The organism is Halostella pelagica (genome assembly GCF_004762015.1).
Lineage (GTDB): Archaea > Halobacteriota > Halobacteria > Halobacteriales > Natronoarchaeaceae > Halostella > Halostella pelagica.
On sequence record NZ_SJES01000005.1, the window covers coordinates 111,152 to 133,233 of the forward strand.

The following is a 22,082-nucleotide window of genomic DNA, read 5'->3' on the forward strand; positions in this document are numbered from 1 at the left end:
GTTCGTCGACATGGCGGACGCGGACGGCCCGGTCGTCGTTCGCGCGGCCGCCGAACTCGACGTCGACACGTCGCCGCTTTCGGCCTACGCCGCGTTGACCGGACGGTCGGCCGACACCGAGGCAGCGGAGTACTCGTTTCTGCTAGAGAGCGCCGGGAAGACCGCGTCTAGCGACCCGGACGGGGCGTTCCGCCCCACGTCGTCGACCGCCGACCGTCACGCCCGCTACTCGTTCGTGGGGTACGACCCCGTCGCCGCCGTCACGGTCGGTTCGGAGGAGACGACGGTCGACGTGCTGACCGACGACCGGTACGCCGACCTGATCGACCCGAACGGCGGCGATACGGTCGACTGCCTCCGGTCAGCGCTGCCGGACGCCGACCCGGTCGGCTTCCCGGACCACGACCGTCAGCATCTCGAAGGCGGACTCGTCGGGTTCCTTTCGTACGACGCGGTGTACGACCTCTGGCTGGACGAAGTCGGCCTGGAGCGGCCGCCGTCTCGGTTTCCCGACGCGCAGTTCGTGCTGAACACGAAGACGCTCGTCTTCGACGACGTAGCGGGGACGTTAGAACTCGTCTGTACGCCCGTCCTCCGCCCGGGCGACGACGCCGGAGCGACCTACGACGACCTGTGTGCGGAGGTCGAGCGCGTCGAGTCGCTGCTCGCCGCCGCTGCGGACCCGGACCCCGGCGGTTTCCGAAAGGCGGCCGAGACCGCCGGTCCGCAGGCCGACTACGAGGAGAGCGTCCGGAAAGCCAAAGAACACGTTCTCGACGGCGACATCTATCAGGGCGTCATCTCCCGCAAGCGCGAGCTGTACGGCGACATCGACCCGCTCGGCCTGTACGACGCGCTGCGGGACGTGAACCCCTCGCCGTACATGTACCTGCTCGGTTACGACGACGTGCACGTCGTCGGCGCGAGCCCCGAGACGCTCGTCTCGGTCCGCGGACGCGAAGTGATGGCGAACCCGATCGCCGGCACGTGCGACCGCGGCGCGAGTCCCGTCGAGGACCGCCGCCTCGCCGGGGAGATGCTTGCAGACGGGAAAGAACGGGCCGAACACACGATGCTCGTCGACCTGGCGAGAAACGACGTGCGGCGGGTGAGCGAGTCCGGAAGCGTCCGTGTCGACGAGTTCATGAACGTGCTGAAGTACAGCCACGTCCAGCACATCGAGAGCACTGTGACGGGGACGCTCGCCGCGGACGAGTCGGACGGTGCCGCCCCGCGTTCGGCGGGTCGGGAGACTGAGCCACCCGACGCCTTCGACGCGACGCGGGCCTCCTTCCCCGCCGGCACGCTCTCGGGCGCGCCGAAGATACGCGCCATGGAGATCATCGACGACCTCGAACTCGAACCGCGCGGCCTCTACGGCGGGGGCGTGGGGTACTACTCGTGGACCGGCGACGCCGACTTCGCCATCGTCATCCGCACCGCGACGGTCGAAAGCGACGCAACCCTGCCCGACAGGGCCGACGCCGAACACCTATCCGGCGACGGCACCGCGGACCGAGTTACCGTACAGGCCGGCGCGGGTATCGTCGCCGACAGCGACCCCGCCGCGGAGTACGAGGAAACTGAGAAGAAGATGGGCGGCGTGCTAGTCGCCCTGGAGGAGATCGAAACGGCGGACGACGCCGCCGGTGCCGACGCAGGGACAACCCCGGAGGGCGACGCGTGACCCGGCCGACCGTCCTCTTCGTCGACAACTTCGACTCGTTCACGTACAACCTCGTGGAGTACGTCGAGGAGTCGTTACTCGCCTCTTCGGGCCGTTCGGAACGCGGTTCTGAAGCCGTGAGCGAACGCGTCGACACCGAAATCCTGCGAAACACAGCGACGCTCGACGAGGTCCGCGCGGTCGACCCGGACGCCATCGTTATCAGCCCGGGCCCAGGCCACCCGGCGAACGAACGGGACATCGGCGTCACGAACGACGTCTTGCGGGAGGTGAGCCCCGAGGTTCCGACCCTCGGCGTCTGTCTCGGCCTCGAAGCGGCCGTCTACGCGTACGGCGGCGAGGTCGGGCGCGCGCCCGAACCGATCCACGGCAAAGCGTTCCCGGTCGAACACGACGGAGTGGGCGTCTTCGCGGACCTCGATCAGGGCTTTCGCGGCGGCCGCTACCACTCGCTCGTCGCGACGGCGGTTCCCGACTGCTTCGACGTGACGGCGACGACCACCCACGAGGGATCCGACTTGGTGATGGGCGTTCGCCACGAGGAGTACCCCATCGAAGGAGTTCAGTTCCATCCGGAGAGCGTCCTCACGGCTGTCGGTCACGACGTCATCGAGAACTTCCTGCGGGAGTACCGACTCGACTGACCGATCAGACGACGAGACTCGCGGCGTACAGAACGCCGACGCCGATACCCGCGACCACCAGTAGCTTCCAGGCGACGCTCAGTACGACCCGGCCGACGGTGATGATGACGAGCAGCGCCACGATAGCGGCGAACAGTGTGCCAAGCGGCGAGTTCAGGACGCCGGGGACCTGCAACAGCGCGAGAGGGAGCGTTGACAGCATACCTCCACCACCTCACTCCCGTACCATAAGTTTGCTGTCGGATCGGGGTAGCGTTACCACGACTGCGCCCCTACCCTCGATCGATGGAACGCTACCGCGTGTCCCGACCCCGCCGGCGACGACGGGCGTTCTCGGGGGGAGATGCTACCACTCACACCGGCAGCATCTACCGTTTCGGAGCGGCGGCAGGCGAATATCGACTCTCTACTTTCACCCCGGTATTTGCACAGGATTATTATACGTCCGGAGAGAGTATTTGTCGTACCGAACGGCCACCGTCTGGGGACGATCGGCCGGCAAAAACGACCGCAATTCACCGTACAGCGACAGCCCAATCCAAATCAGGTTGCAGCGATCAAAGCAAACTGTTAATTAGCAGGCTTCAGTAAGAAATCCTCGTTACGAATGAACGGACATACGACCCAGTTTGACGACCGAATCGCACGACGACCAGCGGAGGTACGTGACACATGAGTGGTGCGGACCTCTCGGCCGACGAAGTGACGCTCCCGATCAAACGGACCGAGGGCGACACTCTCGAAGAACGCCTGACGGGCAACGCCTACCACAACATCCTCCCCGCCCGCTACCTCCGGAAAGACGCCGACGGCGAACTTATCGAGCAACAGGAGGACCTGTTCGAACGCGTCGGCGAAAACATCGCGCTCGCCGAGGCCGTCTACGAGGCGGAGAAACAGGGCGAGACTATCACTGTCACCCCCGACCAGTTGAAGCCCGACCACCCCCGGCGAGACGAACTCGCCGAGGAAGTGTTCGGTGCGGGTACCACCGCGACTGACGACGCGGAGACGACGCTCTCTGTCTACAACGTCAACAAGTTCTCCTACGAGACTATCGTCCCGGAACTCCCCGACGACGTTCGCGACCACGTCGAGGGAGTCGCCGACGAGTTCCAGGGAATGATGGAGAACCTCGACTTCATGCCGAACTCGCCGACGCTGATGAACGCCGGCGACGAACTCCAGCAGCTATCGGCCTGTTTCGTCGACAGCCCCGAGGACGACATCGACGACATCCACCAGACCGCCAAGGAGGCCGCGCAGGTGTTCCAGAGCGGCGGCGGCATGGGCTACGCGTTCTGGCGTCTGCGCCCCTACGGCGACGCCGTGGGATCGACCGGCGGCATCGCGTCCGGGCCGATCACGTTCATGCGCACCTACGACCAGATGTGCGAAACCATCGCCCAGGGCGGGGCCCGCCGCGGCGCGCAGATGGGCGTGATGCGCATCTCGCATCCGGACGTCATTCAGTTCATTCACGCCAAGAACAAGGACGTCTCGCTGGCGCACTCGCTCCGACTGAACGACCCCGACGACTACACCCACAACTCGTTCAAGGACGCGCTGGCGGAAGCCCGGGAACTCATCACCGACGACGGCAAAGTCCCCAAACATCTCCGCAACGCCGCCGAGGGACATCTCTCTAATTTCAACATCTCCGTCGGCGTCACCGACGACTTCATGGAGGCACTGGAAGCCGGCGAGGAGTTCACGTTCACCAACCCGCGCACGGGCGAACCACACATCGCCACCGAGGAGACGAAAGAGCTGTACGAGATGTTCGACCTCGGCGACTACGTCGATGTCGGCGAGGAACTGTCGATGCCCGCGGAGGTCGTCTGGGAGGACATCGTCGAGGGCGCGCACGAGAACGGCGAACCCGGCGTCATCTATCTGGAGCGGGTGAACAAGGAGCACTCTTTCGACGTGGAGGAACACCCCGACCACCGCATCCTCGCGACGAACCCCTGCGGCGAGCAGCCGCTCGAAGAGTACGAAGCCTGTAACCTCGGCCACATCAACCTCTCGACGCTCGCGGACGACCACGCGCCGGACTGGCGCGTCTGGTACGACGACCACGCCGACGAGTACGACTCGCTTTCGGCGGCCGTCGACGACTTCCTCGAAGACGCCATCGACGTCGAGGAACTCGACCGCCGCATCGAGATGGGGACGCGGTTCCTCGAAAACGTCGTCACCATGTCGGACTTCCCGGTCGACGACATCGAGCAGAAAGTCCGCGAGATGCGGAAGATCGGCCTCGGCGTCATGGGCCTCGCACAGCTGTACATCCAGCTCGGCATCAAGTACGGCAGCGACGAGGGCAACGAGGTCGCCCGGCAGGTCATGCGCCACATCAACCACGGCTCGAAGTGGGCCTCCCACGAGCTCGCTGAGGAGCGCGGTACGTTCGACGAGTGGGACAAATCGAAGTACGCGAACCCCACCGAGTACGCCGAGTGGTTCGAGAAGCAGACCGGCCTCGACGCCGACGAGTGGGCGGACGGCTTCGCCATCCGCAACCACAACACGACGACCATCGCGCCGACCGGTACCACGTCGATGGTCGGCAACACGACGGGCGGCTGCGAGCCTATCTACAACGTCGCCTACTACAAGAACGTCTCCGACGACGTTCAGGGCGACGAGATGCTCGTCGAGTTCGACGACTACTTCCTCCGCGTGCTGGAGGACAACGACCTCGACGTCGACGCGGTGAAAAAGGAAGCCCAGGAGCAGATGGCCGAAAACGAGTTCGACGGCGTCGAAGGGCTGGAGACGGTTCCGGACCCCATCGGCGAGCTGTTCGTCGTCACCTCGGACCTCGCCGGCAAGGACCACGCAGCGGTCCAGTGCGCCTGCCAGGAGGGCGTCGACTCCGCCATCTCGAAGACCTGTAACTTCCCGAACGACGCCTCGAAGGCGGATATGGACGAGGTGTACCGCTACATCTACCAGAACGGCGGCAAGGGAGTCACCGTCTACCGCGACGGCACCCGCTCGAAGCAGGTGCTGACGACCCGCGCCGAGAACAAGGAATTCGCCGACGAGAGCGAGGCCGCGGAGGCCCTCGTCGAGCAGATCAACGAGGTCTTCGGCGGCGTCGACGCGTTCCTCGACAACGAGGACGTCCGCGCCGCACTGGACGAGGAGGTCGACGAGATCCTCTCGGGAGCCGACGGGACCGGCGACGCCTACGCCAAGGAGCGCCCGCGCCCCGACGTGCTCCACGGCGTCACCCAGCGCATCGACACCGGCTACGGGAAACTGTACGTCAACATCAACGAGGACGAGAACGGCGAACCGTTCGAACTATTCGCTAACATCGGCAACTCCGGCGGTTTCACCGCCTCATTCACCGAGGCGCTGGCGAAGATCATCAGCTTCGCCCTGCGCTCGGGCGTCGACCCGTACGAGATCGCCGACGACCTCCAGGGGATCCGGTCGCCGAAGGTGGCGTGGGACAAGGGCGAGCAGATCCAGTCCATCCCGGACGCCATCGGCACCGGCCTGCGTCGCTACCTCGACGGCGAGATCGAGAAGGCCTACCCGCAGCAGAAGAACCTCACCGAGATAGACGAGGGCGAGAGCCCCGCCGAGCCGGAACCGGACGGCGGACTGGAGTCGATGGACTCCGGAACGCAGGTCGGGTCCGGCGAGACGAGAGAGCAGTCAAGCGGTCCGCACGCCGACGCCGGCGACACCGACCAGCAGGATATCATCGACGCCGGCGAGAGCCCGGAGTGTCCGGACTGCGGTTCGATGAGTCTCTACTACTCCGAAGGCTGCAAGACGTGCGAGTCCTGCGGCTGGAGCGAGTGCTGAGATAGCGCGGCTTACCTGCGGTTCTTTTTCGTTTCTCTCTGCGTCCCTCGCCCGAAGCGTTTAGCACCGTCCGCCCCGAACCTGTACGCGATGGACGACGACGCCAGCGGCGATGGCGGGCGGCCCTGCCCGATGTGCGAGACGCCGATGTACCGCCGGCACTGCAAGTACGTCTGTCCGCAACACGGCGTCGTGATGGACTGTAGCGACAATTTCTGGGTGTAGAGCACTCTCCGGCGCTATCGCGCGGCGGGAACACGAGCGAGTAACGTTGGAGTGCCCGGATCTCTACGCACCCGTATGAGCAACGACTGCACGTACTGTGGGAGCGACGTGTACGATCACGACCCCGTCTTCGTCGAAGAGGGCACGGGTGACGACCGCGAACCGGCGGGGCAGTTCTGCAATTACGCCTGTCTGTCAGCCCACATCGACGACGAGGGGTTAGTAACGGGTGCCCGTTGTCAGGTCGACCTCTGATCGCGTCGGAGCACAGGTCGTGCGGACGCAACTCACACCGCTATATCAGACTCGCCGAAATACTGGTACGCCGGCCCGGCGAGCAGTAGCCCCGCGGCCGCGACCGCGGCGACGACGACCGGGAATCCCACCTCGCCGAGGCCCTGCGTCGCGACGCGTTCGGCCGAACTCCCGACGGCGACGGCGGCAACGGTCCACGGGAGTTCGCCGAGAACGGTCCCCACCGCGAACGCGGGAAGCGAGACGCCGCTTGCCGCAGCGGCGCAGGTGACCGCGTCGGCCGGAACGGGGAGTAGTCGAGCGACGGTGACGCCGCGCACGTGCCCTGCCGAATCGAAAAACCGGTCGCCGGCGTCGCCGAGGCGTCCCCAGAACCCGGCGTCACCGGCAAACCGGCGCACGCCCAGAAACGGTGGCATCGACGTGAGGACGGCACCGGCGAGGGCGACGGGGACGCCGAGAGCGATTCCGTATCCATACCCGACGACGATCGCGACGGCCGTCGTCGGCCACGCGACGAACGGGCGCGCGAGATAGAGACAGACGAGGACGACGGCGAACAGAAACGGGTCCGCCGCCGCCCGCGACGCCGCCCGCAGGGTCGCTTCGGGCGACGAGAAGAGTCCGGCGGCGACGACCGCGCCGAGGAGGACGAATCCGGCGACGGTACGTCGGTCGAGCGAACGCATCGGCCTGAGTTCGTCGTCGTCCCTTGAACGCCTTGTGGTCGCCGCGCAAGTTTTAATCCAGTCGGCGAGCGACTCTCGGGGAGATGGACGACGCGGTCGAACTCGGCGTCGAACTCCTGCGGAACCTGGAACACGAGGAGCTATCGGTAGCCGAGGCCGTCGACCGGATCGAGACGATAACGACCAACCCCACGCTCACGCGGACCATCCTCGACGAAGCGGAGAAACGCGGCGTCATCGAGCGAGAGGACGGTATTATCCGCCCGTCCGGGGGCGTTTTCGTTCGGTACGAGCGGCAGGTCGTTCAGAAGGAGGGGGAGTTCACGTGTGAGCGCTGCGGCGCTGGGCTGTCGACGGGTCACTTCATCAAGTTCGAGTCCGGCGAAGTCGGCCCCTTCGGAAGTTCCTGCATCCGGAAGGTGACCGGACGGGAGTAGCTTCGGCGTGACGGCTACGGCCGCCGGATCACCGACCGCGGCGAAGTTCGTCGATCAGTTGCTCTATCGTCTCCTGCTGGCGCTTCAGCAGTTCGTTCTGCTGTTCGACTACGTCCTGAAGGTCGGCGATCTCCTCGGCTACGTCGTCGTCCGCTTCGGTGTCGGCGGTCGCCGGTTCGAAGCCGGCTTCGTCGAATCCCTCGTCGCTCCCCGCGTCGTTTTCGCCGTCGCTTTGGGACTCTACTGTCCCGACGCGCGTCTCGTTGCCGTCGGCGTCGGCGGGTTCCGACGCGGATTCGGCGCTTCCGTCGCGTCCCTCCATCGGTTCCGGGTCGGCGTTGAGCGGGTCGACGCCCTCGCCGAAGCCCATGCCGCCGGTCTCGGCGGGCTCGTCGTCGTCCTCGACGGAGGCGAGGGCTTCGGCGAGTTCTGACTCGTTGGAGACGTCGTAGTACGTACACAGCGCCTGCGTCAGGCGCTGTCTGACCTCGCCGATCTCGTTGTTCGGCGTCTTGATGCGCTGGGGGCGACCGTTCACTTCCAGTACGATCTGGGTGGCGACGCTGCCCTCCTCGAAATCCAGCCCGGTAACGTCGTCGAAGTGGTACTCCTCGTACTCGTCGTCCCACACGACCTCGCCGACGTGTTTGACGAGACGCTCGCTCGTGATCACGAGTGTGAGTTCGCTGAACCGGAACGTCTGATTCACCGACTCGCCGGGGTCGGTGACGCCGCTCGCGTTCAACATCCCCGCAAGCACCGGATGGAGCGCCTTGTCGGCTTCCGACGACGACAGCGAGAACTCGCGTACGCCGTCGATCGGATACTCCAGTTGGACCTTCGTCTTGCGTCGGCCCTCCGAGAGCGTCAACCGCTCGGCGTCGTGGGGGTATTCGTTGACCGTTTCGTCGCTCAGGAGCCCGTCCGCTCGATAGATCAGCGTCCGCGTCGGCGTGACGAACAGTTCGTCCTCGCCGCCGATCGATACCCGGGCGGCGACGTTCTCGTCGCCGAGGGAAGACTCCACGATTCCGGGAACGTCCATGCAAACAGTGTTCGCTGGATGTGTCTTAAAACCGAGGGCCGTCGGCCGCGTTCCGTTGCCGGATATGAGAAGTTTAAAGACTACCAGTCAACTATCGGAGAGTGAGCCCGGGTGGCTTAGCTGGACATAGCGCCGCACTCATAGGGTTCAGAGATTCGGTGCGGTATCTCGCCTAGGAAGCCTCCGTGTCCCTGAGGCCCGCCGAGCCTCGAACCTGGGACATGCGGAGATCGAGGGTTCGGAGCCCTCCCCGGGCATGATTCTACTATCGTTGCGAACCTCGTGTGAGCGACGCGTATTGCCTCGTCGCCGGACCCGGTGACGTACCCGTCGGATCTGCGCGAGCGAAGCGAGCGCAGATGAGAGGAGCCTGCCCTTCCCGCCGTTCGCAGTCCTCTCCGCCGGCGTGCAACGTAGCCGCATCGTAACCGATGACCGTCTGACGGCTACTGCGAACTATCTGCTCGGAAAACTGCGACAGAAGCGGTTATATCCCGTATAAACGCCCGATTATTCCGTTTACACGGCACCAGAAATTATAAGATATATTATACAGCGTATAACGAAGGGGCGATATTTCGACACTTCTATCGGATTCCACCATGGAAAAGAAACCGTCAGAGAGTACTCACACCGACGAACAAAGCCGTTTTGCTAACAGTCCGGTATCACGACGAGAGTTCGGTCGGCTCGTCGCGATAACCGGCGGCGCGATCGCACTGCCTGGCACGGCCGCGGGCCAGCTATCGTCCCCGAAGACGACTGACCTCTACGAGTTCGTCGTCGATCACACACCCGACGAGTACGCCGTGTCGACGCTCGTTCGCCTCGACGACGAGAGCGGATTCGCGGAACTCGAGTCGGCAGGGATCGAAATCCGAACGACGACTGATCCCGAGACGGCGGCCTACGCAGAGCTGACGCCCTCAGAGGTGAAGACGGTCCTCGATGTCGATGCCGTAACCGTTCTGGAGTTCACTCACGGGGCAAACCCGTTCTGGCGGCTCGACGGGTATCCGGACGGCGACGTCTTCCCCGACGCCATCGAGAGCGTCGACCACATCGGCTACGAGGAAGCCGTCGCCGGACTGCATCACCTCGGGGGCCGTCACAGCGACCGGATGGACGTCTACTCGATCGGCGAGTCGCCGGGGTTCTACGACCAGTTCCTCGACGACGGCGACGGCGACGATGTTCTGGTCGCGGAGGTCACGAACGACGTCGGGGACGAGGATAGCTTCCGGGAGAAGACGAAGGCGATGTCCGTGCTGTCGATCCACGGGAACGAACGCGCGGGTGTCGAGGGGGGCCTGCGGTTCATCGAGGGGCTCCTGACCGGCGAACAACCGGAGGTCGAAGCGGTACTGGACGACGTCGCACTCGTCTTCCTGTTGCCGAACCCCGACGGCTGGCGGCTCGGCGAGCCACAGTTCACGCGGACGGCAGACGACTCCATCGAGGACTACCTCGGAGAGAACACCCGGGGGAACGCGGGCGTCGGGGACACGAACCGCCAGTATCCCTCGCTCGGCTGGATCAGCCAGAGCAACTACCCCTCTGAGCCGGACGGTGCGAACCTCGTCGACGACGAGCCGGGGATCGACGACGACGTTCCGCCGGCCGTCAAAGAGCATATGCCGGACGGGCTGGCCATCGCGGAGCACGTCCGGAGTTACGACAACCTGGAGTACTGCGCCGACCTCCACAACATGGGTTGGCCCGAGACCTACTGTTACGGCTTCGTCATCAACGGCGAGTACGACCTCGAACACCTCCACGAGATCTACGAGCTGAACCGGCAGATCAAACCACAGTTCGACGACGAGGTCGGTGCGCTCCTCGACGAACGCCGGGACACGATCCTCGAGTTCCTGGGCGAAGACGAGGGGTCTGACGTCGCGACGGTGCCGTTCGAGTACGGTACCTTGCTATCCACGCTTGGCTACTCGACCACCGGGAGCCTGATGGGGTGGATGTCACAGTCCAGTGAGATGGGCGGACTCGACGTGAAGACCGTCGCGTACGAACTCCCGGCGGTCAACCCCGCAGTTCCGGAACTGGTCGACATTAACGTGGCCGCTTACACGGTCGTTTTGCGGGAACTCGCGGTTCACGCGGCCCGGGACGTCGAGGCCGAGGTCGAGACCGGTGGGACGAGGACGGCGTACGTGACGTCTGACGCGCTGACGCGGACGTCCGGGTCGCTCTCTTTCGCGGGCACCGAGTCCGTCAGCACCAGAGATGAGATCACGGTGACCCGCGGTACGGAGACGACGACAGTCGATATCGCTCCGGGGACGAACAGCGTCTCGTTCACTCTCGACCCGGAAACCGACCACCTGAAGGCATCGTTGCGCGACCCCGACGGCGCGACCGTCGCTCGGTTCAACCAGCTACGGGACCAGAGCGAGCGGGGCGAGTGGTTCGTCAGTGACCCGACTCCCGGCGAGTGGACGATCGAACTCCAGAACCTGAAAGGAACCGCTCACAACACCGTTCTGGTCTCCGTCGATACGGTCCTGTCGGAGGGCTCGGGCGTCGAGGCACCGGACCCGCGGGAGGTCCTCGGGTACGAACAGCGGTCGTACGAATCGACGCCGTTCGACTTCTTCGAGGACTACGCCGATATCGTCGACGGGTCCGGCGGCGGATCCGGTCGCTCGAACGGCCGCGGTCGCGGCAACGGCGGCGGGAACGCGACGGTCGATCCCGTCAGCGTCGATGATGTGTCTGATGGTGCCCTCTTCCGTGGCAACAGCCACAGGAGAGCGTACGACAACGTCGTCGTCGTCCACGCGCACGGCGGAGACGACGACGACTATGTGGACGCGCTCGATCGGTTCGTCGACGCCGGCGGAGACGTGGTGCTGACCGACACCGGCGTCGAGTTGCTCGCGGCGATGGACAACGACCTCGTCACCGGGGTTTCGTCGGACGCGATCACCGAACAGGAGGTGTACGTCGCGCAACTCACCGACAAAAACCTCGGACACCCGCTGCTAGAGGGGACCCGAGACATTCAGCGGGAGCTCTGGAAGCCCTCGCCGATCGGCTATCCGGCGGACTTCACCGGCGCGTCCCCGATGACGGTGCTCGACGAAGGCGCGCTCGAAGACGCCGGCGGGACCGCCGCCGGCTATTGCCACCAGAACGTGTTCGCGCCTGTCCCGGACGACCCGCCGGTCGCAGCCGGATCGATCACTGACGGCCGGAAGAGCGGAGACATCCACTTCATCAGCGGGATGCTCCCCTCGGCGAACCAGACCGAACTCCACCCCTTCGGCATGGAGAGCTACACGGCCTCGTTCTTCGCTCAGTCCATGCTAACGAACGCGCTCGGCTACGACCAGCACCGCTACGTCGACGGGGACGAAGTCGGGTCGTTCTGAAACGGGTCTTCCGTTTCTGCGCTTTCGCCGACCGGCCGAGGTCGACAGAGAGGCTTCATACTGTCGGCTGTAATCCCTTGAAGAACCTCGGACTCCGGGAACTGAGTATCGTTTCGAAGGTACAGCCGACAGTATCAGCCGATCCGAAAATCTCCGCACGCTCGCAGTGCGTCGGCGGCGAGTAACTACCCTGTCAAACTACGGCGCGGAGATGGCGGACCTCACGTATCGAGCCGTACCGACGGTGTCGGCTTCGCCGCCTGAAACCGCGAACGTTCCTCCGGCGTGACCGTCACCCGCTGACGTACACGCGGTCGTCCGGCCAGATGTCCACCCACCAGCTAGCGTTACAGTCTTTACAGGTGTAGTGCTCGCGCTTGACGACGGTCTGCCCGTTTTCGAACGTTTCGCGTTCCTCGCCGCGCCGAACCGTGTTCTGGCTGTTGCACTCCGGGCATTCGCGGTCAGCCTCGGAATCGCGCGTTGGACGTCCCAGCTCCATACGGCCCACTACCACGCTGAACAAGTTATACTGTCGGGCGTCCGTACGCGTCTCTGTATCTGTCGTCCCAGTCCGACGAGAACGAGAGGCGACTCAGTTCCGAGCGCGGATGGCACACCGGTGACTCGCGGTCGGTCGTGTCAGCGTTCGAGAGTCTCGGTGATGTCGAGATACGGTGCTATCTGGTCGATGCCGTTCCGGCCGACGACTCGGTTCGTTTCCGCGTCGTAGTCGACGAAGCCCGTCTCGTCCAGTTTCGGGAGGTGGACGTGATGGAGCGAGATTCGCAGGTTTCGCCGCTCCTCGACCCCTTCGGTTCCGGCATCCGCCAGGAGGGCGTCAGCCATCTCCGTGACTGTCGCCGGAGGATCGCACTCTAGCAGGTAGCGTAACAGGTTTCGCCGCCGCTGGTCCGCGAGGACCTCGAATACATTGTCGAGCGGCAGGTCGGTTGCTGAGTTAGTGAAACGTTTCTGTGAGACCTGCTGATTACTCTCTGCCATACTCATCTCTTCAAGCGACAGGGGAAAAAGTCCGGAGCCAAATCACTTTGGGAGGTTAGTAGCCGGAGACACGGGCACTGTCCGACGTACAGCGAGTTCAAGCGGCGATTACCCCGTTTCAGCAACCGGTTTCGGCTGGGCTACGGCCGTCGTCGGTGCTCGCTGAGGCGGAACCAGTGACACCAAAAGCCCAAGAGGAGGAGGTCCGTATCCTCGCGTATGAGCGGTGACGACGAGAGTGCGTGGGGATACGTCGAGGGGGTGTCGGACGAGCGGATCCTCAGCGTCTTTCAGGACGCGGACCCGCTATCGACGGGTGAAATCGCGTCTGCCGCCAAGGTTTCCGACCAGACGGCGGCGGCCAAACTGACCGAACTCGCCGGGAAGCGGCAGGTCCGGCGGAAGACGGTCGACGAGGACCGATCCGTCTGGTTTCGACCGGTTTCCGCGTTCGGGCCGAGCGACGAGAGAACGGAGCGTTCGCTGTCGTCGGCGATCGACGACCTGGAGGTTCCTGGGACGAGTAGGATGATGCGAGACTGGCGGCGAGACGCCGTCCGTGCCGCCTTCGACTATCTGGCGGCGAACGGCCCCGTCGAGGAACCGTCGTTCAGGGAGGACGTGTATCCGGCGCAGTCGGCGGGCTACGACGACCCGGAACCGTGGTGGGCGATGGTTCGACCGCGCCTGAAAACGCTCCCGGGCGTCGACGCACCGACTTGGCGGTCGGAGACGACGTGGCGGTTCGAGGACGACGTCGTTGCGATAGACGACCAGTAGAGACAGCCCGATCAGTAGATCAGTTCGTCGTCGTTTTCGACCATGTACAGCGTCCGCGCACTGATGTTGACGGCGTGGTCGCCGACACGCTCCAGGTCGCGGATAGTGAGCAGGAGACGGGAGACGTCCTGCAGGAGGTCCTCTACGTCTTCTTCGTCGGTCGTTTCGAGCTCGCGTTCGATCAGGTCACGGACGACTATCTCGCTCGCCCGTTCGCAGAGCTGGTCGAGGTCGTCGTCAGCCGCCGCGATGTCGCGGCACAGATCGGTGTCCTCGCGGTCGTACGCGTCCATCGCCTCCTCGACCATGTCGAGGGTGACGGTCCCGATCTCCTGTACGTCTACCTCGGGGAACACGTCCTTGGTCGCACGGAAGGTGTACTCGCCGATGTTGGTGGCGAGGTCGCCGACCCGTTCGAGGTCGGTGATGATCTTGAACGTCGCCGCGATAAAGCGGAGGTCGCTCGCCACTGGCTGTTGGAGAGCGAGGAGGTCGATGCAGTCCTGTTCGAGGTCCAGGTACATCTGATTTATCTCGTCGTCGCCGTCGATGACCTCCTTGGCCATCCCCTTGTCCTTGCGCTCCAGCGCGTCGAGCGCCATCCTGAGACGTTCGAGGACGACCTCGCTCATGTACAGGACGTCTTCACGGAGTTCGTCCAGTTTGTCCTGGTAGTTCTGTCTCGCCATAGGTGATTATCCGAACTTACCGGTGATGTAATCTTCGACGCGCTGGTGTTCGGGGTTTTCGAAGACGACGCTGGTGTCGTCGAACTCGACGAGTTCGCCGCCGGTGAGGAAGACGGCGGTTTTGTCGGAGATACGTGCGGCCTGTTGCATGTTGTGGGTGACGATGACGACGGTGTAGTCCTGGGCGAGTTCTTCGATGAGGTCTTCGATCTGGGAGGTGGCGACGGGGTCGAGCGCGCTGGCGGGTTCGTCCATCAGGAGGACGTCGGGGTCGGGCGCGATGGCGCGGGCGATACAGAGTCGCTGCTGTTGACCTCCCGAGAGGTCAAGCGCCGATTCGTCGAGGCGGTCGTTGACCTCGTCCCACAGCGCCGCGCGGCGCAGCGCCGTCTCCACGCGCTCGTCGAGGTTCTCCGTGTCGTCTTGCACTCGGAGTCCGTACGCGACGTTGTCGTAGATGCTCTTGGGAAACGGGTTCGGTGCCTGAAACACCATCCCGATCCGCCGCCGGAGCGCGACCGGGTCCACGTCCGCGTCGTAGACGTTTTTCCCCTCGAACAGCAACTCGCCTTCGACGCGCGCCGAATCAACCAGGTCGTTCATCCGGTTGATACACCGAAGGAACGTCGATTTCCCGCAGCCGGACGGCCCGATGATCGCCGTCACCTTCTCCGCGGGTATCTCGATGTCTATCTCCTGCAGCGCTCGCTCTTCGCCGTAGTAGACATCGAGATTGCGGGATTCGATGACGGAGCGAGTCGTGGTTGTCTCGGCTTCTGCGGTACCGTTTGAAGCGATTCCGGAACCCGGTTCCGGCGACGCGGTCGAACTGTCGTCGTCCGATTCCGATGTCGTCACGTTTTGCTGTGTCATTGTTAGCTCTGGGTCTGGTATCTGTTGCGGATGAGTATCGCGATGGAGTTGATCGAAAGCAGTACGACCAGCAGCGTCACCACGCCGGCGGCGAGAACCCCGTGCTGGAACGCCTTGTCAGGGTACTCCGCCCACGTGTATATCTGCATGGGCATCGCGCTGATCTTGGCCAGCGGTCCGTTCGGAACCCCGAACACCGTCGTCGGCGCGCCGATCATGATCAGCGGAGCCGTCTCGCCGATCGCTCTACCGAGCGCCAGGATAGTCCCCGTGAGGATCCCCGGGAGCGACTCGGGCAGGACGACGTTTTTGATCGTCTGCCATTTCGTCGCGCCCATCCCGTACGAGGCCTGTCGCATCGAGTCTGGCACGGACTGGATCGCCTCCTGGGCGGAGATGATGACGATGGGCAGGATGAGCAGCGAGATGGTAAAGCCGGCGACAAGCAGCGACCCATAGCCCAGGCTGATTAACTGGACGAACAGTCCGAGCCCGAGCAGTCCGTACACGACGGACGGAACGCCGGCGAGGTTTGCGATGTTGAGCTGGATGAACTTTGTGAGGCGGCTGTCAGGCGCGTACTCCTCCAGGTAGACGGCTGCGCCGACACCGAGGGGGAACGTGATGAGAGCGATAAGCAGCATCAGGAAGATAGAGCCGACGAGTGCCGGGAAGATACCGGCCTTCTCCGGCATCGGATGGGGCGGGCTGGTGAGGAACTGCCAGTTCAGCCACCCGACCGCGTCGACCGCGACGTAGCTCAGCAACACCGCGAGCGCGACGATGCCGAGCAACGTCGCTCCGAGCGTCAGATACTCGAACGCGATGTCTTTCGCGCGACTGACCCGCTCGAACGACGTTGAATCTCGCGTATCAGTCGCCATCTATCTGTACTCCTCCCTGTAGCGCGAAGCGATCCATTCACTGACGAGGTTCATTGCGAAGGTGATTACGAAGAGCGTGAGCCCGACGGCGAAGAGGCTCTTGTACGCGATAGACTGTCCTGTCACGTCGCTCGCGCCGAGCTGTACCATCGCAGCGGTCATCGTCTGGATGGAGTTCAGAAACACGCCCGCGGGGTCGGTGAGGTCGACCAGACGCGGCGTGTTCCCCGCGGCGATGGTGACGGCCATCGTCTCGCCGATGGCGCGCGAGAGCGCGAGAATGAACGAGGAGGCGATACCCGACACGGACGCCGGGACGACGACGCTCGTCGAGACGGTGAACTTCGTCGCTCCCAGGCCGTAACTCGCGTTACGGAGCGAGTCCGGCACCGCGCTCATCGCGTCCTCGCTGATCGACGACACCATCGGGATTATCATGATGCCGACGATGAGCGACGCGGAGAGCGCGTTGAACGTGTCGATAGTGGGGAATATCGTTGCGAGCGCCGGCGTGACGTACACCAGCGCGAAGTAGCCGTAGATGACCGTCGGGACGCCAGCGAGGACCTCCAGAGCCGGCTTCAGCACCGACCGCGCGCGGTCGCTCGCGTACTCGCTCAGGTAGATAGCGGTGAGCAGTCCGATCGGAAGCGCGACGGCGGCGGCCCCGATGGTGATGACGAGCGTCCCGGTGACGAGCGGTAGGACACCGAAGTTGACGGGGTCGTTCGCCGGACTCCACGACGTTCCCGTCAGGAACTGTACCGGTGACACCTCGGCGAAGAACGCCACAGAGTCGGACAGCAGCGTCAAGACGATACCGATAGTCGTCAGCACCGAAAGTACTGCACAGACGAAAAACACCAGTCTGACCACGGCCTCTCGTCTCGTCCGCCCGTCGTCTCGGGACAGGTCGGGGGCGTTCGCGCTGCTCATTCGAACACCTCGGGTTCGGTCGAAGTCGGCTCGGTCATTGCACGTCCTCCACGGCCGCGTCGAGTTTGTTCAGGTTCTCCTCTAGCGTCTCGTCCGTTATCGGCACGTAGCCGACCTCGGAAACGAGGTCCGTCGCCGCCTTCTCCAGATAGAACCGGACGAAATCCCGAACCGTCTCGTCCGCCAGCGACTGCTTCGAGACGTACGTGAACAGCGGGCGCGAGAGCGGCCGGTAAGTGCCTTTCTTGGCCGTTTCGAGCGACGGCTCGACGCAGCCCGACCCGTCGTCGATGGCAACCGCTTTCACCGTCTCCGGATTCTCGCTGTAGTAGGCGAAACCGAAGTAGCCCATCGCGTACTGCGACCCGCGCACGCCGCGAACGATAGTGCGGTCCTTCTCGGTCGCCGAGTAGTCGTTCCGGTGGTTCTCTTCCTCGCCGACGATCGTCTCGCGGAAGTAATCGAACGTGCCGCTGACGGTGGCCGGTCCGAACAGTTTGAACTCCTCGTCGGGCCACTCGTCGCGGATGTCGCTCCACTGTTTGGCCCCGCCCGCCATCCACACCTGGCGGAGTTCGTCGACCGTCATGCAGTCGACCCAGTTGGCCTCGTCGTTGACAACCACCGTGAGGGCGTCCGTCCCGACGACGAACTCGACGGGGTCGACGCCGTTGTCGGCGCACTGCTCTCGCTCCGCATCGGCGATCGGACGGCTGGCGTTGTTGATGTCCGTCATACCGGGACAGAAGAAGTTCGAGAACCCGCCGCCGCTGCCGGTCTTGCTGACCGAGACGTTTACGGTGGGGTTCTTCTGCGTATAGTCGGACGCGACCGCCTCGGCGATCGGAAACACTGTACTGCTACCGGCGATGTTTACTTGCCTGTTCTCACTGCCGAACACCCGAGCGCATCCAGTTAACCCGGTAACGCTCGCAACTCCCGCCGCAGCCAGAAACCCCCGTCGAGAGAACTCTGACCGGCGACGCGACGTGTCTTCCGACATCGCTTGAAAGACGGGGAATGACTAATAAGTAGTCTGCTATGATCGCTATATAGAACTACATATTTATCCTGTCTATAGCGCGTATTCGGCAAACGGTGCGCGGAAACGACGCGCTCTCCCCCGCGTTTTCGGATAGATACTGCGGAAAACAAGAACGGCGGCTCGGTTTGGGTTCGACGGCTCCGAACGCGTAATCGCCCGCCGAGGAATGAGCGGAAAACCAACGAGCCGACTCCGTGCGGATATATATAATCGTGTGTTTTTATATTGTCGTTCCCGTACTGACGGATATGGAGACCCGAAAGGTCCAGGTCACCGGCGGATCGACGTTCACTGTTTCGCTCCCCAAATCGTGGGCGACAGACAACGATGTTAGCGCCGGAAGCGAGGTCGTGTTCTATCCGGAAGATGATACGCTCTTGCTCACGCCGCGCAGCGACTCCGAACGAGTCGAAGGGTCACTCGACGTGTCGGAACTAGAGGGCGAACAGCTGACCCGCGCGGTGATGACGATGTACGTCAGCGGGTTCGACATCATCGCGCTAGAGGCCAATCGCATCACGACGGACCAGCGCCGGGCCATCCGCGACGCGGTCCAGGGCCTCGTCGGCGTGGAAGTACTCGAAGAGACCAGCGAACGCGTCGTTCTTCAGGACCTGCTCGACTCCTCCGAACTGTCCATCGAAAACGCGGTGACGCGGATGCGGCTCATCTCCCAGTCGATGCTCGAAGACGCGGTGACGGCGCTGGTCGAGAACGACGACGACCTGGCCCGCGACGTGATCGAGCGCGACGACGACGTGGACAGGCTATACTTCGTGGTGTCGCGCATCTTCCGGGCGACGCTGCGCTCGCCGCGAGCGGCCAAGGAACTCGGACTCCCGCGAGAGGTATGTTTCGACTATCACTCCTCCGCCCGCCAACTCGAACGGATCGCCGATCACGCCGCGAAGATAGCCCACCTCGCGCTGGAACTCGGCGACGTTCCCGACGGCGTCACTGACGGCCTGCAGACGGTCCACGACGACTCCGCCGACGTCATCAACAAGTCGATGGACGCGCTGTTCATGGAGGACCCGGACCGCTCGACTGCACTGGCCAACGAGGCGCGCGAATCCATTCTCGCTATCGACGAGCGCACCCGCGACCTCCGGGAACTACTCCGCGACCTCGACCCCGCGGCGGCGCAACTGCTGGGGCTGGTCGTCGACTCGTTGTCGCGGAGCGCCGACTACGGCGGCAACATCGCAGAGACGGCGCTGCAGAAGGCCGCACCGCGCCCCTGACCGCCGCCGCTTAGGTACAGCGCTAGGATATCCGACCATTTATCAGCTTAAATACGAATCGGTGCTGTATGGAACGTACGAGCAGACGAACGCTCCTGCGCGCGGCGGGCGTCGCTGGTATCGGGTGTTTCTCGGGGTGTGTCGAATCGCTGTCGGGCGATGGAGGTACTGACGCCGAGCCGTCGGCAGACGAAACGGCTCGTGCGGGGTCCACGACTGACAGGGACGACTCGGAAACTGACGACCGAGACGTACGCGTCGAAGGTTCGTGGCCGTCGTTCCAGCGCACCCCGGCGAACTCCGGGTCCCTCGACGAACCGAGCGGCCCGGCGGACTCCGTCGAGGAACTGTGGCGCGTAACCGCCGAGGACCGGGTGACGCGGGCACCGGTCGTCGCTGACGACACCGTCTACGTCGGAAGCTGGGACGACACGCTGTACGCCGTCGACGCGACGGAGGGGACGACCGAATGGACTGTCGACACCGGCGGCGGCGTCTCGACGGGGCCGCCGGTCGTGGTTCCGGGCAGCGTCGAAGGCGCGAGCGACGGACTGGTGACGTTCGTCGGGAACTCGAACGGACGGCTGCTCGCGGTCGACGCCGCAAGCGGCGATGTTCACTGGCGGACGGACCTTGGAGCCCCCGTTCGGAGTACCCCTATCGTCGTCGACGGGACGCTGTACGTCGGCTGTAGCGACGACCATCTGTACGCATTGGACGTCGCCGACGGACAGACGAACTGGCGGTTCCGCACCGCGGCCCCGGTCGCTTCACACCCGACCGTGACGGACAGTACCATCTACGTCGGGAGTCACGACGACTACGTGTACGCCATAGACGTCACGAGCGGCGACGAACGATGGAAATACGAGGTCCGCAACGGCGGCGGACACGGCACGACGGTCGTCGACGGGACGGTGTACGTCGCCGACACCGACTCGTACCTGTACGCCATCGACGCGGAGAGCGGCGACTTAGACTGGGAGGTGCGCGAGCGGGCCGCCGGCGGAACGCCCGCTGTCGTCGACGGGACTGTGTTCCTCTCTCACGGTAGCGCTGCGGCGGTCGATGCCACTGACGGGACGGTCGATTGGACGTTCGAGACGGACGGGATCTTCGGCTCCCCGCCCGTCGTCACCGACGGCGTCCTCTACTTCGGCCACGAATCCAAGGCGGTGTTCGCTGTCGACGTAGCAGAGGGTCGGGAACTGTGGCACCACGACGCCGACTACGCCGTCACCGGCGCTGTGAGTGTCAGCGACGGACGGGTGTTCTACGGCGACGAGTACGGCAACGTGGTTGCGCTCGGAGAGAAGTAACCGCGTTATTCCTCGACGAGGACGGCGTTGACCTGACCGGTTTGACCGGGGCGCGAGGTGACGCGAGCGCGTCCCTCGCTCGTCTCGATGACCGCGCCTTTCGTGATGATGTTTCGGCGCACGTAGTTCGGGTTGCTTTCGTTCTCGACGACGTCCTGGATGTCGGCCTCGACCGTCTCGCCGGCGTCGGCGACCTGCGCGATGTTCGTCGCGAGCGCGCGGGTCTTCGTCGTGTTACCACGAGCGTCGGTTGTTTTCAGGTTCGGTTCGCCGACCTGTGTCTCGGTCGGGCTGCGCCCGATCTGGTGTTTCTTGCGGTCGGAGTTCGGTCGGAGTCGGCCGCCAGTTCGCTTGCGCGTGGAGCGTCCCTGGTCTGTCATACCCGAACAGAGTCCCAGGAACTACTTGAATCGTACGACTTCCCGGTGGAGGGATCGGGCGGGCGAACCGAGGCGCTGAACCGAGTGGTTCATCCGGCGCGTGAGCGGTGCCAGCCACCGACAGCTGTCGCGTTAACGAGAGCTATCGGACCCGACGTTCCGAAACTCTTTACGTGAGTACAGCCGACAGTCCGAGCCGATGAGTCTCCGGACGGCAGTCGCCGCACCGTTCCGCCAGCGCGGCGTCGAGCGCATCGGCGAAAACGAGTACGTCGTGGCGCTGTCGCTCGACCGCGACTGGTTCTCGCCCGACCAGGCGAAGCGGCTGATCGACGTGGCGACGGGACAGGGCCTGCTCTCTCGCGACGACGGGACGCTGGTCGTCGAGTTCGATCCCGACGACGTTGCCGTCCCCGAGGAGTTCGTCCCGGACGAATCGATCCTGCAGGCGCAGTCGACGTTCGAACAGGTACTCGACCACGTCGTCGCGGACGGCATCGAGAAACAGGACGCCGTCGCGAGCATCAACCGACTCCAGACCGAACTGGCCGTTACCGTCGAAGCCGCGGCGGTCGTCTACGCTCGACGGCGCGGACTGGACATCGACGACCCGGCGGAGGCGGCCATCGAGGAGTTGGGCGATAGCGACTGAAGTCGGCGCGCGAGCGCCGTCTCGCGACCGTCGGACGACGACTACCAACCACTGATAAACCGCGCCCGCCGAGAGA

22 protein-coding genes and 1 tRNA gene are annotated in these 22,082 nt (G+C 64.2%); 12 read left to right on the forward strand and 11 right to left on the reverse strand.

Annotation, left to right across the window (positions count from 1 at the left end):
* Positions 1-10: 10 nt before the first annotated feature.
* Together trpE and trpG are read left to right on the forward strand one after the other, a co-directional pair.
* Positions 11-1,687, forward strand: coding sequence for an anthranilate synthase component I (gene trpE / locus EYW42_RS13030; protein ID WP_135535895.1), 1,677 nt, complete (start codon positions 11-13; stop codon positions 1,685-1,687).
* Entirely contained in the window at positions 1,684-2,331 is a 648-nt protein-coding gene (gene trpG, locus EYW42_RS13035) for an anthranilate synthase component II (RefSeq protein ID WP_135535731.1), read from the forward strand. The genes trpE and trpG overlap by 4 nt, the downstream gene beginning before the upstream one ends.
* 4 nt (positions 2,332-2,335) lie before the next feature.
* On the opposite strand, the gene EYW42_RS19875 is transcribed toward trpG, so the two are convergent.
* Positions 2,336-2,533, reverse strand: a complete 198-nt coding sequence (locus EYW42_RS19875) for a hypothetical protein (RefSeq protein ID WP_135535732.1) — start codon at positions 2,531-2,533, stop codon at positions 2,336-2,338.
* A gap of 470 nt (positions 2,534-3,003) precedes the next feature.
* Here EYW42_RS19875 and EYW42_RS13045 point away from each other — a divergent pair, with 470 nt between their 5' ends.
* From EYW42_RS13045 to EYW42_RS13050, 3 genes are all read left to right on the forward strand, one after another.
* Positions 3,004-6,159, forward strand: coding sequence for an adenosylcobalamin-dependent ribonucleoside-diphosphate reductase (locus tag EYW42_RS13045; RefSeq protein ID WP_135535733.1), 3,156 nt, complete (start codon positions 3,004-3,006; stop codon positions 6,157-6,159).
* 90 nt (positions 6,160-6,249) lie between these two features.
* A complete protein-coding gene (locus EYW42_RS20355; RefSeq protein WP_259371295.1) occupies positions 6,250-6,384 on the forward strand; it encodes an HVO_2523 family zinc finger protein in 135 nt (44 codons plus the stop codon).
* 75 nt (positions 6,385-6,459) lie between these two features.
* Positions 6,460-6,639 (forward strand): hypothetical protein, encoded by a 180-nt coding sequence (locus EYW42_RS13050; protein ID WP_135535734.1) that lies wholly within the window; start codon positions 6,460-6,462, stop codon positions 6,637-6,639.
* Positions 6,640-6,671: 32 nt separating this feature from the next.
* Here EYW42_RS13050 and EYW42_RS13055 read toward each other — a convergent pair whose 3' ends face one another.
* Positions 6,672-7,328: a TVP38/TMEM64 family protein gene (locus tag EYW42_RS13055; protein WP_135535735.1), complete on the reverse strand. Its 657-nt coding sequence runs from the start codon at positions 7,326-7,328 to the stop codon at positions 6,672-6,674.
* Positions 7,329-7,411: 83 nt separating this feature from the next.
* Here EYW42_RS13055 and EYW42_RS13060 point away from each other — a divergent pair, with 83 nt between their 5' ends.
* Complete coding sequence (locus EYW42_RS13060; RefSeq protein WP_135535736.1) at positions 7,412-7,765, forward strand: DUF5830 family protein; 354 nt, start codon at positions 7,412-7,414, stop codon at positions 7,763-7,765.
* Positions 7,766-7,793: 28 nt separating this feature from the next.
* Here EYW42_RS13060 and EYW42_RS13065 read toward each other — a convergent pair whose 3' ends face one another.
* Positions 7,794-8,810: a DUF7115 domain-containing protein gene (locus EYW42_RS13065; RefSeq protein ID WP_135535737.1), complete on the reverse strand. Its 1,017-nt coding sequence runs from the start codon at positions 8,808-8,810 to the stop codon at positions 7,794-7,796.
* A 105-nt stretch (positions 8,811-8,915) separates the two neighbouring features.
* Between EYW42_RS13065 and EYW42_RS19510 the strand changes: the two genes are divergently transcribed.
* Positions 8,916-9,067: transfer RNA gene (locus EYW42_RS19510), tRNA-Met, on the forward strand.
* Positions 9,068-9,412: 345 nt separating this feature from the next.
* Complete coding sequence (locus EYW42_RS13070; RefSeq protein WP_135535738.1) at positions 9,413-12,199, forward strand: M14 family zinc carboxypeptidase; 2,787 nt, start codon at positions 9,413-9,415, stop codon at positions 12,197-12,199.
* A gap of 292 nt (positions 12,200-12,491) precedes the next feature.
* Here EYW42_RS13070 and EYW42_RS13075 read toward each other — a convergent pair whose 3' ends face one another.
* Positions 12,492-12,701 carry a hypothetical protein gene (locus EYW42_RS13075; protein ID WP_135535739.1) on the reverse strand — a complete coding sequence of 70 codons (210 nt, stop codon included), beginning with the start codon at positions 12,699-12,701 and terminating at the stop codon, positions 12,492-12,494.
* 140 nt (positions 12,702-12,841) lie between these two features.
* Entirely contained in the window at positions 12,842-13,204 is a 363-nt protein-coding gene (locus tag EYW42_RS13080; RefSeq protein WP_135535740.1) for a DUF7344 domain-containing protein, read from the reverse strand.
* Positions 13,205-13,423: 219 nt separating this feature from the next.
* On the opposite strand from EYW42_RS13080, the gene EYW42_RS13085 reads away from it, so the two are divergent.
* Positions 13,424-13,984 carry a hypothetical protein gene (locus tag EYW42_RS13085; protein WP_135535741.1) on the forward strand — a complete coding sequence of 187 codons (561 nt, stop codon included), beginning with the start codon at positions 13,424-13,426 and terminating at the stop codon, positions 13,982-13,984.
* A gap of 11 nt (positions 13,985-13,995) precedes the next feature.
* Here EYW42_RS13085 and phoU read toward each other — a convergent pair whose 3' ends face one another.
* From phoU to EYW42_RS13110, 5 genes are read right to left on the reverse strand one after another with little or no spacing between them, the layout of a single operon-like run.
* Positions 13,996-14,673 (reverse strand): phosphate signaling complex protein PhoU, encoded by a 678-nt coding sequence (gene phoU / locus EYW42_RS13090; protein WP_135535742.1) that lies wholly within the window; start codon positions 14,671-14,673, stop codon positions 13,996-13,998.
* Positions 14,674-14,679: 6 nt separating this feature from the next.
* Positions 14,680-15,546: a phosphate ABC transporter ATP-binding protein PstB gene (gene pstB, locus EYW42_RS13095; RefSeq protein ID WP_135535743.1), complete on the reverse strand. Its 867-nt coding sequence runs from the start codon at positions 15,544-15,546 to the stop codon at positions 14,680-14,682.
* 2 nt (positions 15,547-15,548) lie between these two features.
* Complete coding sequence (gene pstA, locus EYW42_RS13100; protein ID WP_135535744.1) at positions 15,549-16,430, reverse strand: phosphate ABC transporter permease PstA; 882 nt, start codon at positions 16,428-16,430, stop codon at positions 15,549-15,551.
* Positions 16,431-17,366, reverse strand: a complete 936-nt coding sequence (gene pstC / locus EYW42_RS13105; RefSeq protein WP_135535745.1) for a phosphate ABC transporter permease subunit PstC — start codon at positions 17,364-17,366, stop codon at positions 16,431-16,433.
* A gap of 34 nt (positions 17,367-17,400) precedes the next feature.
* Positions 17,401-18,369: a PstS family phosphate ABC transporter substrate-binding protein gene (locus EYW42_RS13110; protein WP_135535746.1), complete on the reverse strand. Its 969-nt coding sequence runs from the start codon at positions 18,367-18,369 to the stop codon at positions 17,401-17,403.
* Positions 18,370-18,659: 290 nt separating this feature from the next.
* On the opposite strand from EYW42_RS13110, the gene EYW42_RS13115 reads away from it, so the two are divergent.
* Positions 18,660-19,655 carry a PhoU domain-containing protein gene (locus tag EYW42_RS13115; RefSeq protein WP_135535747.1) on the forward strand — a complete coding sequence of 332 codons (996 nt, stop codon included), beginning with the start codon at positions 18,660-18,662 and terminating at the stop codon, positions 19,653-19,655.
* 68 nt (positions 19,656-19,723) lie between these two features.
* Positions 19,724-20,974, forward strand: coding sequence for an outer membrane protein assembly factor BamB family protein (locus tag EYW42_RS13120; protein ID WP_135535748.1), 1,251 nt, complete (start codon positions 19,724-19,726; stop codon positions 20,972-20,974).
* A gap of 5 nt (positions 20,975-20,979) precedes the next feature.
* Here EYW42_RS13120 and EYW42_RS13125 read toward each other — a convergent pair whose 3' ends face one another.
* Positions 20,980-21,354: a 30S ribosomal protein S8e gene (locus tag EYW42_RS13125; protein ID WP_135535749.1), complete on the reverse strand. Its 375-nt coding sequence runs from the start codon at positions 21,352-21,354 to the stop codon at positions 20,980-20,982.
* Between the two features lie 199 nt (positions 21,355-21,553).
* On the opposite strand from EYW42_RS13125, the gene EYW42_RS13130 reads away from it, so the two are divergent.
* Entirely contained in the window at positions 21,554-22,006 is a 453-nt protein-coding gene (locus tag EYW42_RS13130; protein WP_135535750.1) for a DUF2240 family protein, read from the forward strand.
* Positions 22,007-22,082: the final 76 nt, after the last annotated feature.

What these genes read in the sequence shown, in the direction of transcription:
- pstA (WP_135535744.1), bottom strand. Translation starts at nt 16,430, where the DNA reads ATGGCGACTGATACGCGAGATTCAACGTCGTTCGAGCGGGTCAGTCGC.
- EYW42_RS13110 (WP_135535746.1), bottom strand. Translation starts at nt 18,369, where the DNA reads ATGTCGGAAGACACGTCGCGTCGCCGGTCAGAGTTCTCTCGACGGGGG.
- phoU (WP_135535742.1), bottom strand. Translation starts at nt 14,673, where the DNA reads ATGGCGAGACAGAACTACCAGGACAAACTGGACGAACTCCGTGAAGAC.
- EYW42_RS13075 (WP_135535739.1), bottom strand. Translation starts at nt 12,701, where the DNA reads ATGGAGCTGGGACGTCCAACGCGCGATTCCGAGGCTGACCGCGAATGC.
- EYW42_RS13055 (WP_135535735.1), bottom strand. Translation starts at nt 7,328, where the DNA reads ATGCGTTCGCTCGACCGACGTACCGTCGCCGGATTCGTCCTCCTCGGC.
- EYW42_RS13065 (WP_135535737.1), bottom strand. Translation starts at nt 8,810, where the DNA reads ATGGACGTTCCCGGAATCGTGGAGTCTTCCCTCGGCGACGAGAACGTC.
- EYW42_RS13070 (WP_135535738.1), top strand. Translation starts at nt 9,413, where the DNA reads ATGGAAAAGAAACCGTCAGAGAGTACTCACACCGACGAACAAAGCCGT.
- EYW42_RS13125 (WP_135535749.1), bottom strand. Translation starts at nt 21,354, where the DNA reads ATGACAGACCAGGGACGCTCCACGCGCAAGCGAACTGGCGGCCGACTC.
- EYW42_RS20355 (WP_259371295.1), top strand. Translation starts at nt 6,250, where the DNA reads ATGGACGACGACGCCAGCGGCGATGGCGGGCGGCCCTGCCCGATGTGC.
- EYW42_RS13045 (WP_135535733.1), top strand. Translation starts at nt 3,004, where the DNA reads ATGAGTGGTGCGGACCTCTCGGCCGACGAAGTGACGCTCCCGATCAAA.
- pstB (WP_135535743.1), bottom strand. Translation starts at nt 15,546, where the DNA reads ATGACACAGCAAAACGTGACGACATCGGAATCGGACGACGACAGTTCG.
- EYW42_RS13115 (WP_135535747.1), top strand. Translation starts at nt 18,660, where the DNA reads ATGGAGACCCGAAAGGTCCAGGTCACCGGCGGATCGACGTTCACTGTT.
- EYW42_RS13050 (WP_135535734.1), top strand. Translation starts at nt 6,460, where the DNA reads ATGAGCAACGACTGCACGTACTGTGGGAGCGACGTGTACGATCACGAC.
- pstC (WP_135535745.1), bottom strand. Translation starts at nt 17,366, where the DNA reads ATGAGCAGCGCGAACGCCCCCGACCTGTCCCGAGACGACGGGCGGACG.
- EYW42_RS13085 (WP_135535741.1), top strand. Translation starts at nt 13,424, where the DNA reads ATGAGCGGTGACGACGAGAGTGCGTGGGGATACGTCGAGGGGGTGTCG.
- EYW42_RS19875 (WP_135535732.1), bottom strand. Translation starts at nt 2,533, where the DNA reads ATGCTGTCAACGCTCCCTCTCGCGCTGTTGCAGGTCCCCGGCGTCCTG.
- trpE (WP_135535895.1), top strand. Translation starts at nt 11, where the DNA reads ATGGCGGACGCGGACGGCCCGGTCGTCGTTCGCGCGGCCGCCGAACTC.
- EYW42_RS13080 (WP_135535740.1), bottom strand. Translation starts at nt 13,204, where the DNA reads ATGGCAGAGAGTAATCAGCAGGTCTCACAGAAACGTTTCACTAACTCA.
- EYW42_RS13130 (WP_135535750.1), top strand. Translation starts at nt 21,554, where the DNA reads ATGAGTCTCCGGACGGCAGTCGCCGCACCGTTCCGCCAGCGCGGCGTC.
- EYW42_RS13060 (WP_135535736.1), top strand. Translation starts at nt 7,412, where the DNA reads ATGGACGACGCGGTCGAACTCGGCGTCGAACTCCTGCGGAACCTGGAA.
- EYW42_RS13120 (WP_135535748.1), top strand. Translation starts at nt 19,724, where the DNA reads ATGGAACGTACGAGCAGACGAACGCTCCTGCGCGCGGCGGGCGTCGCT.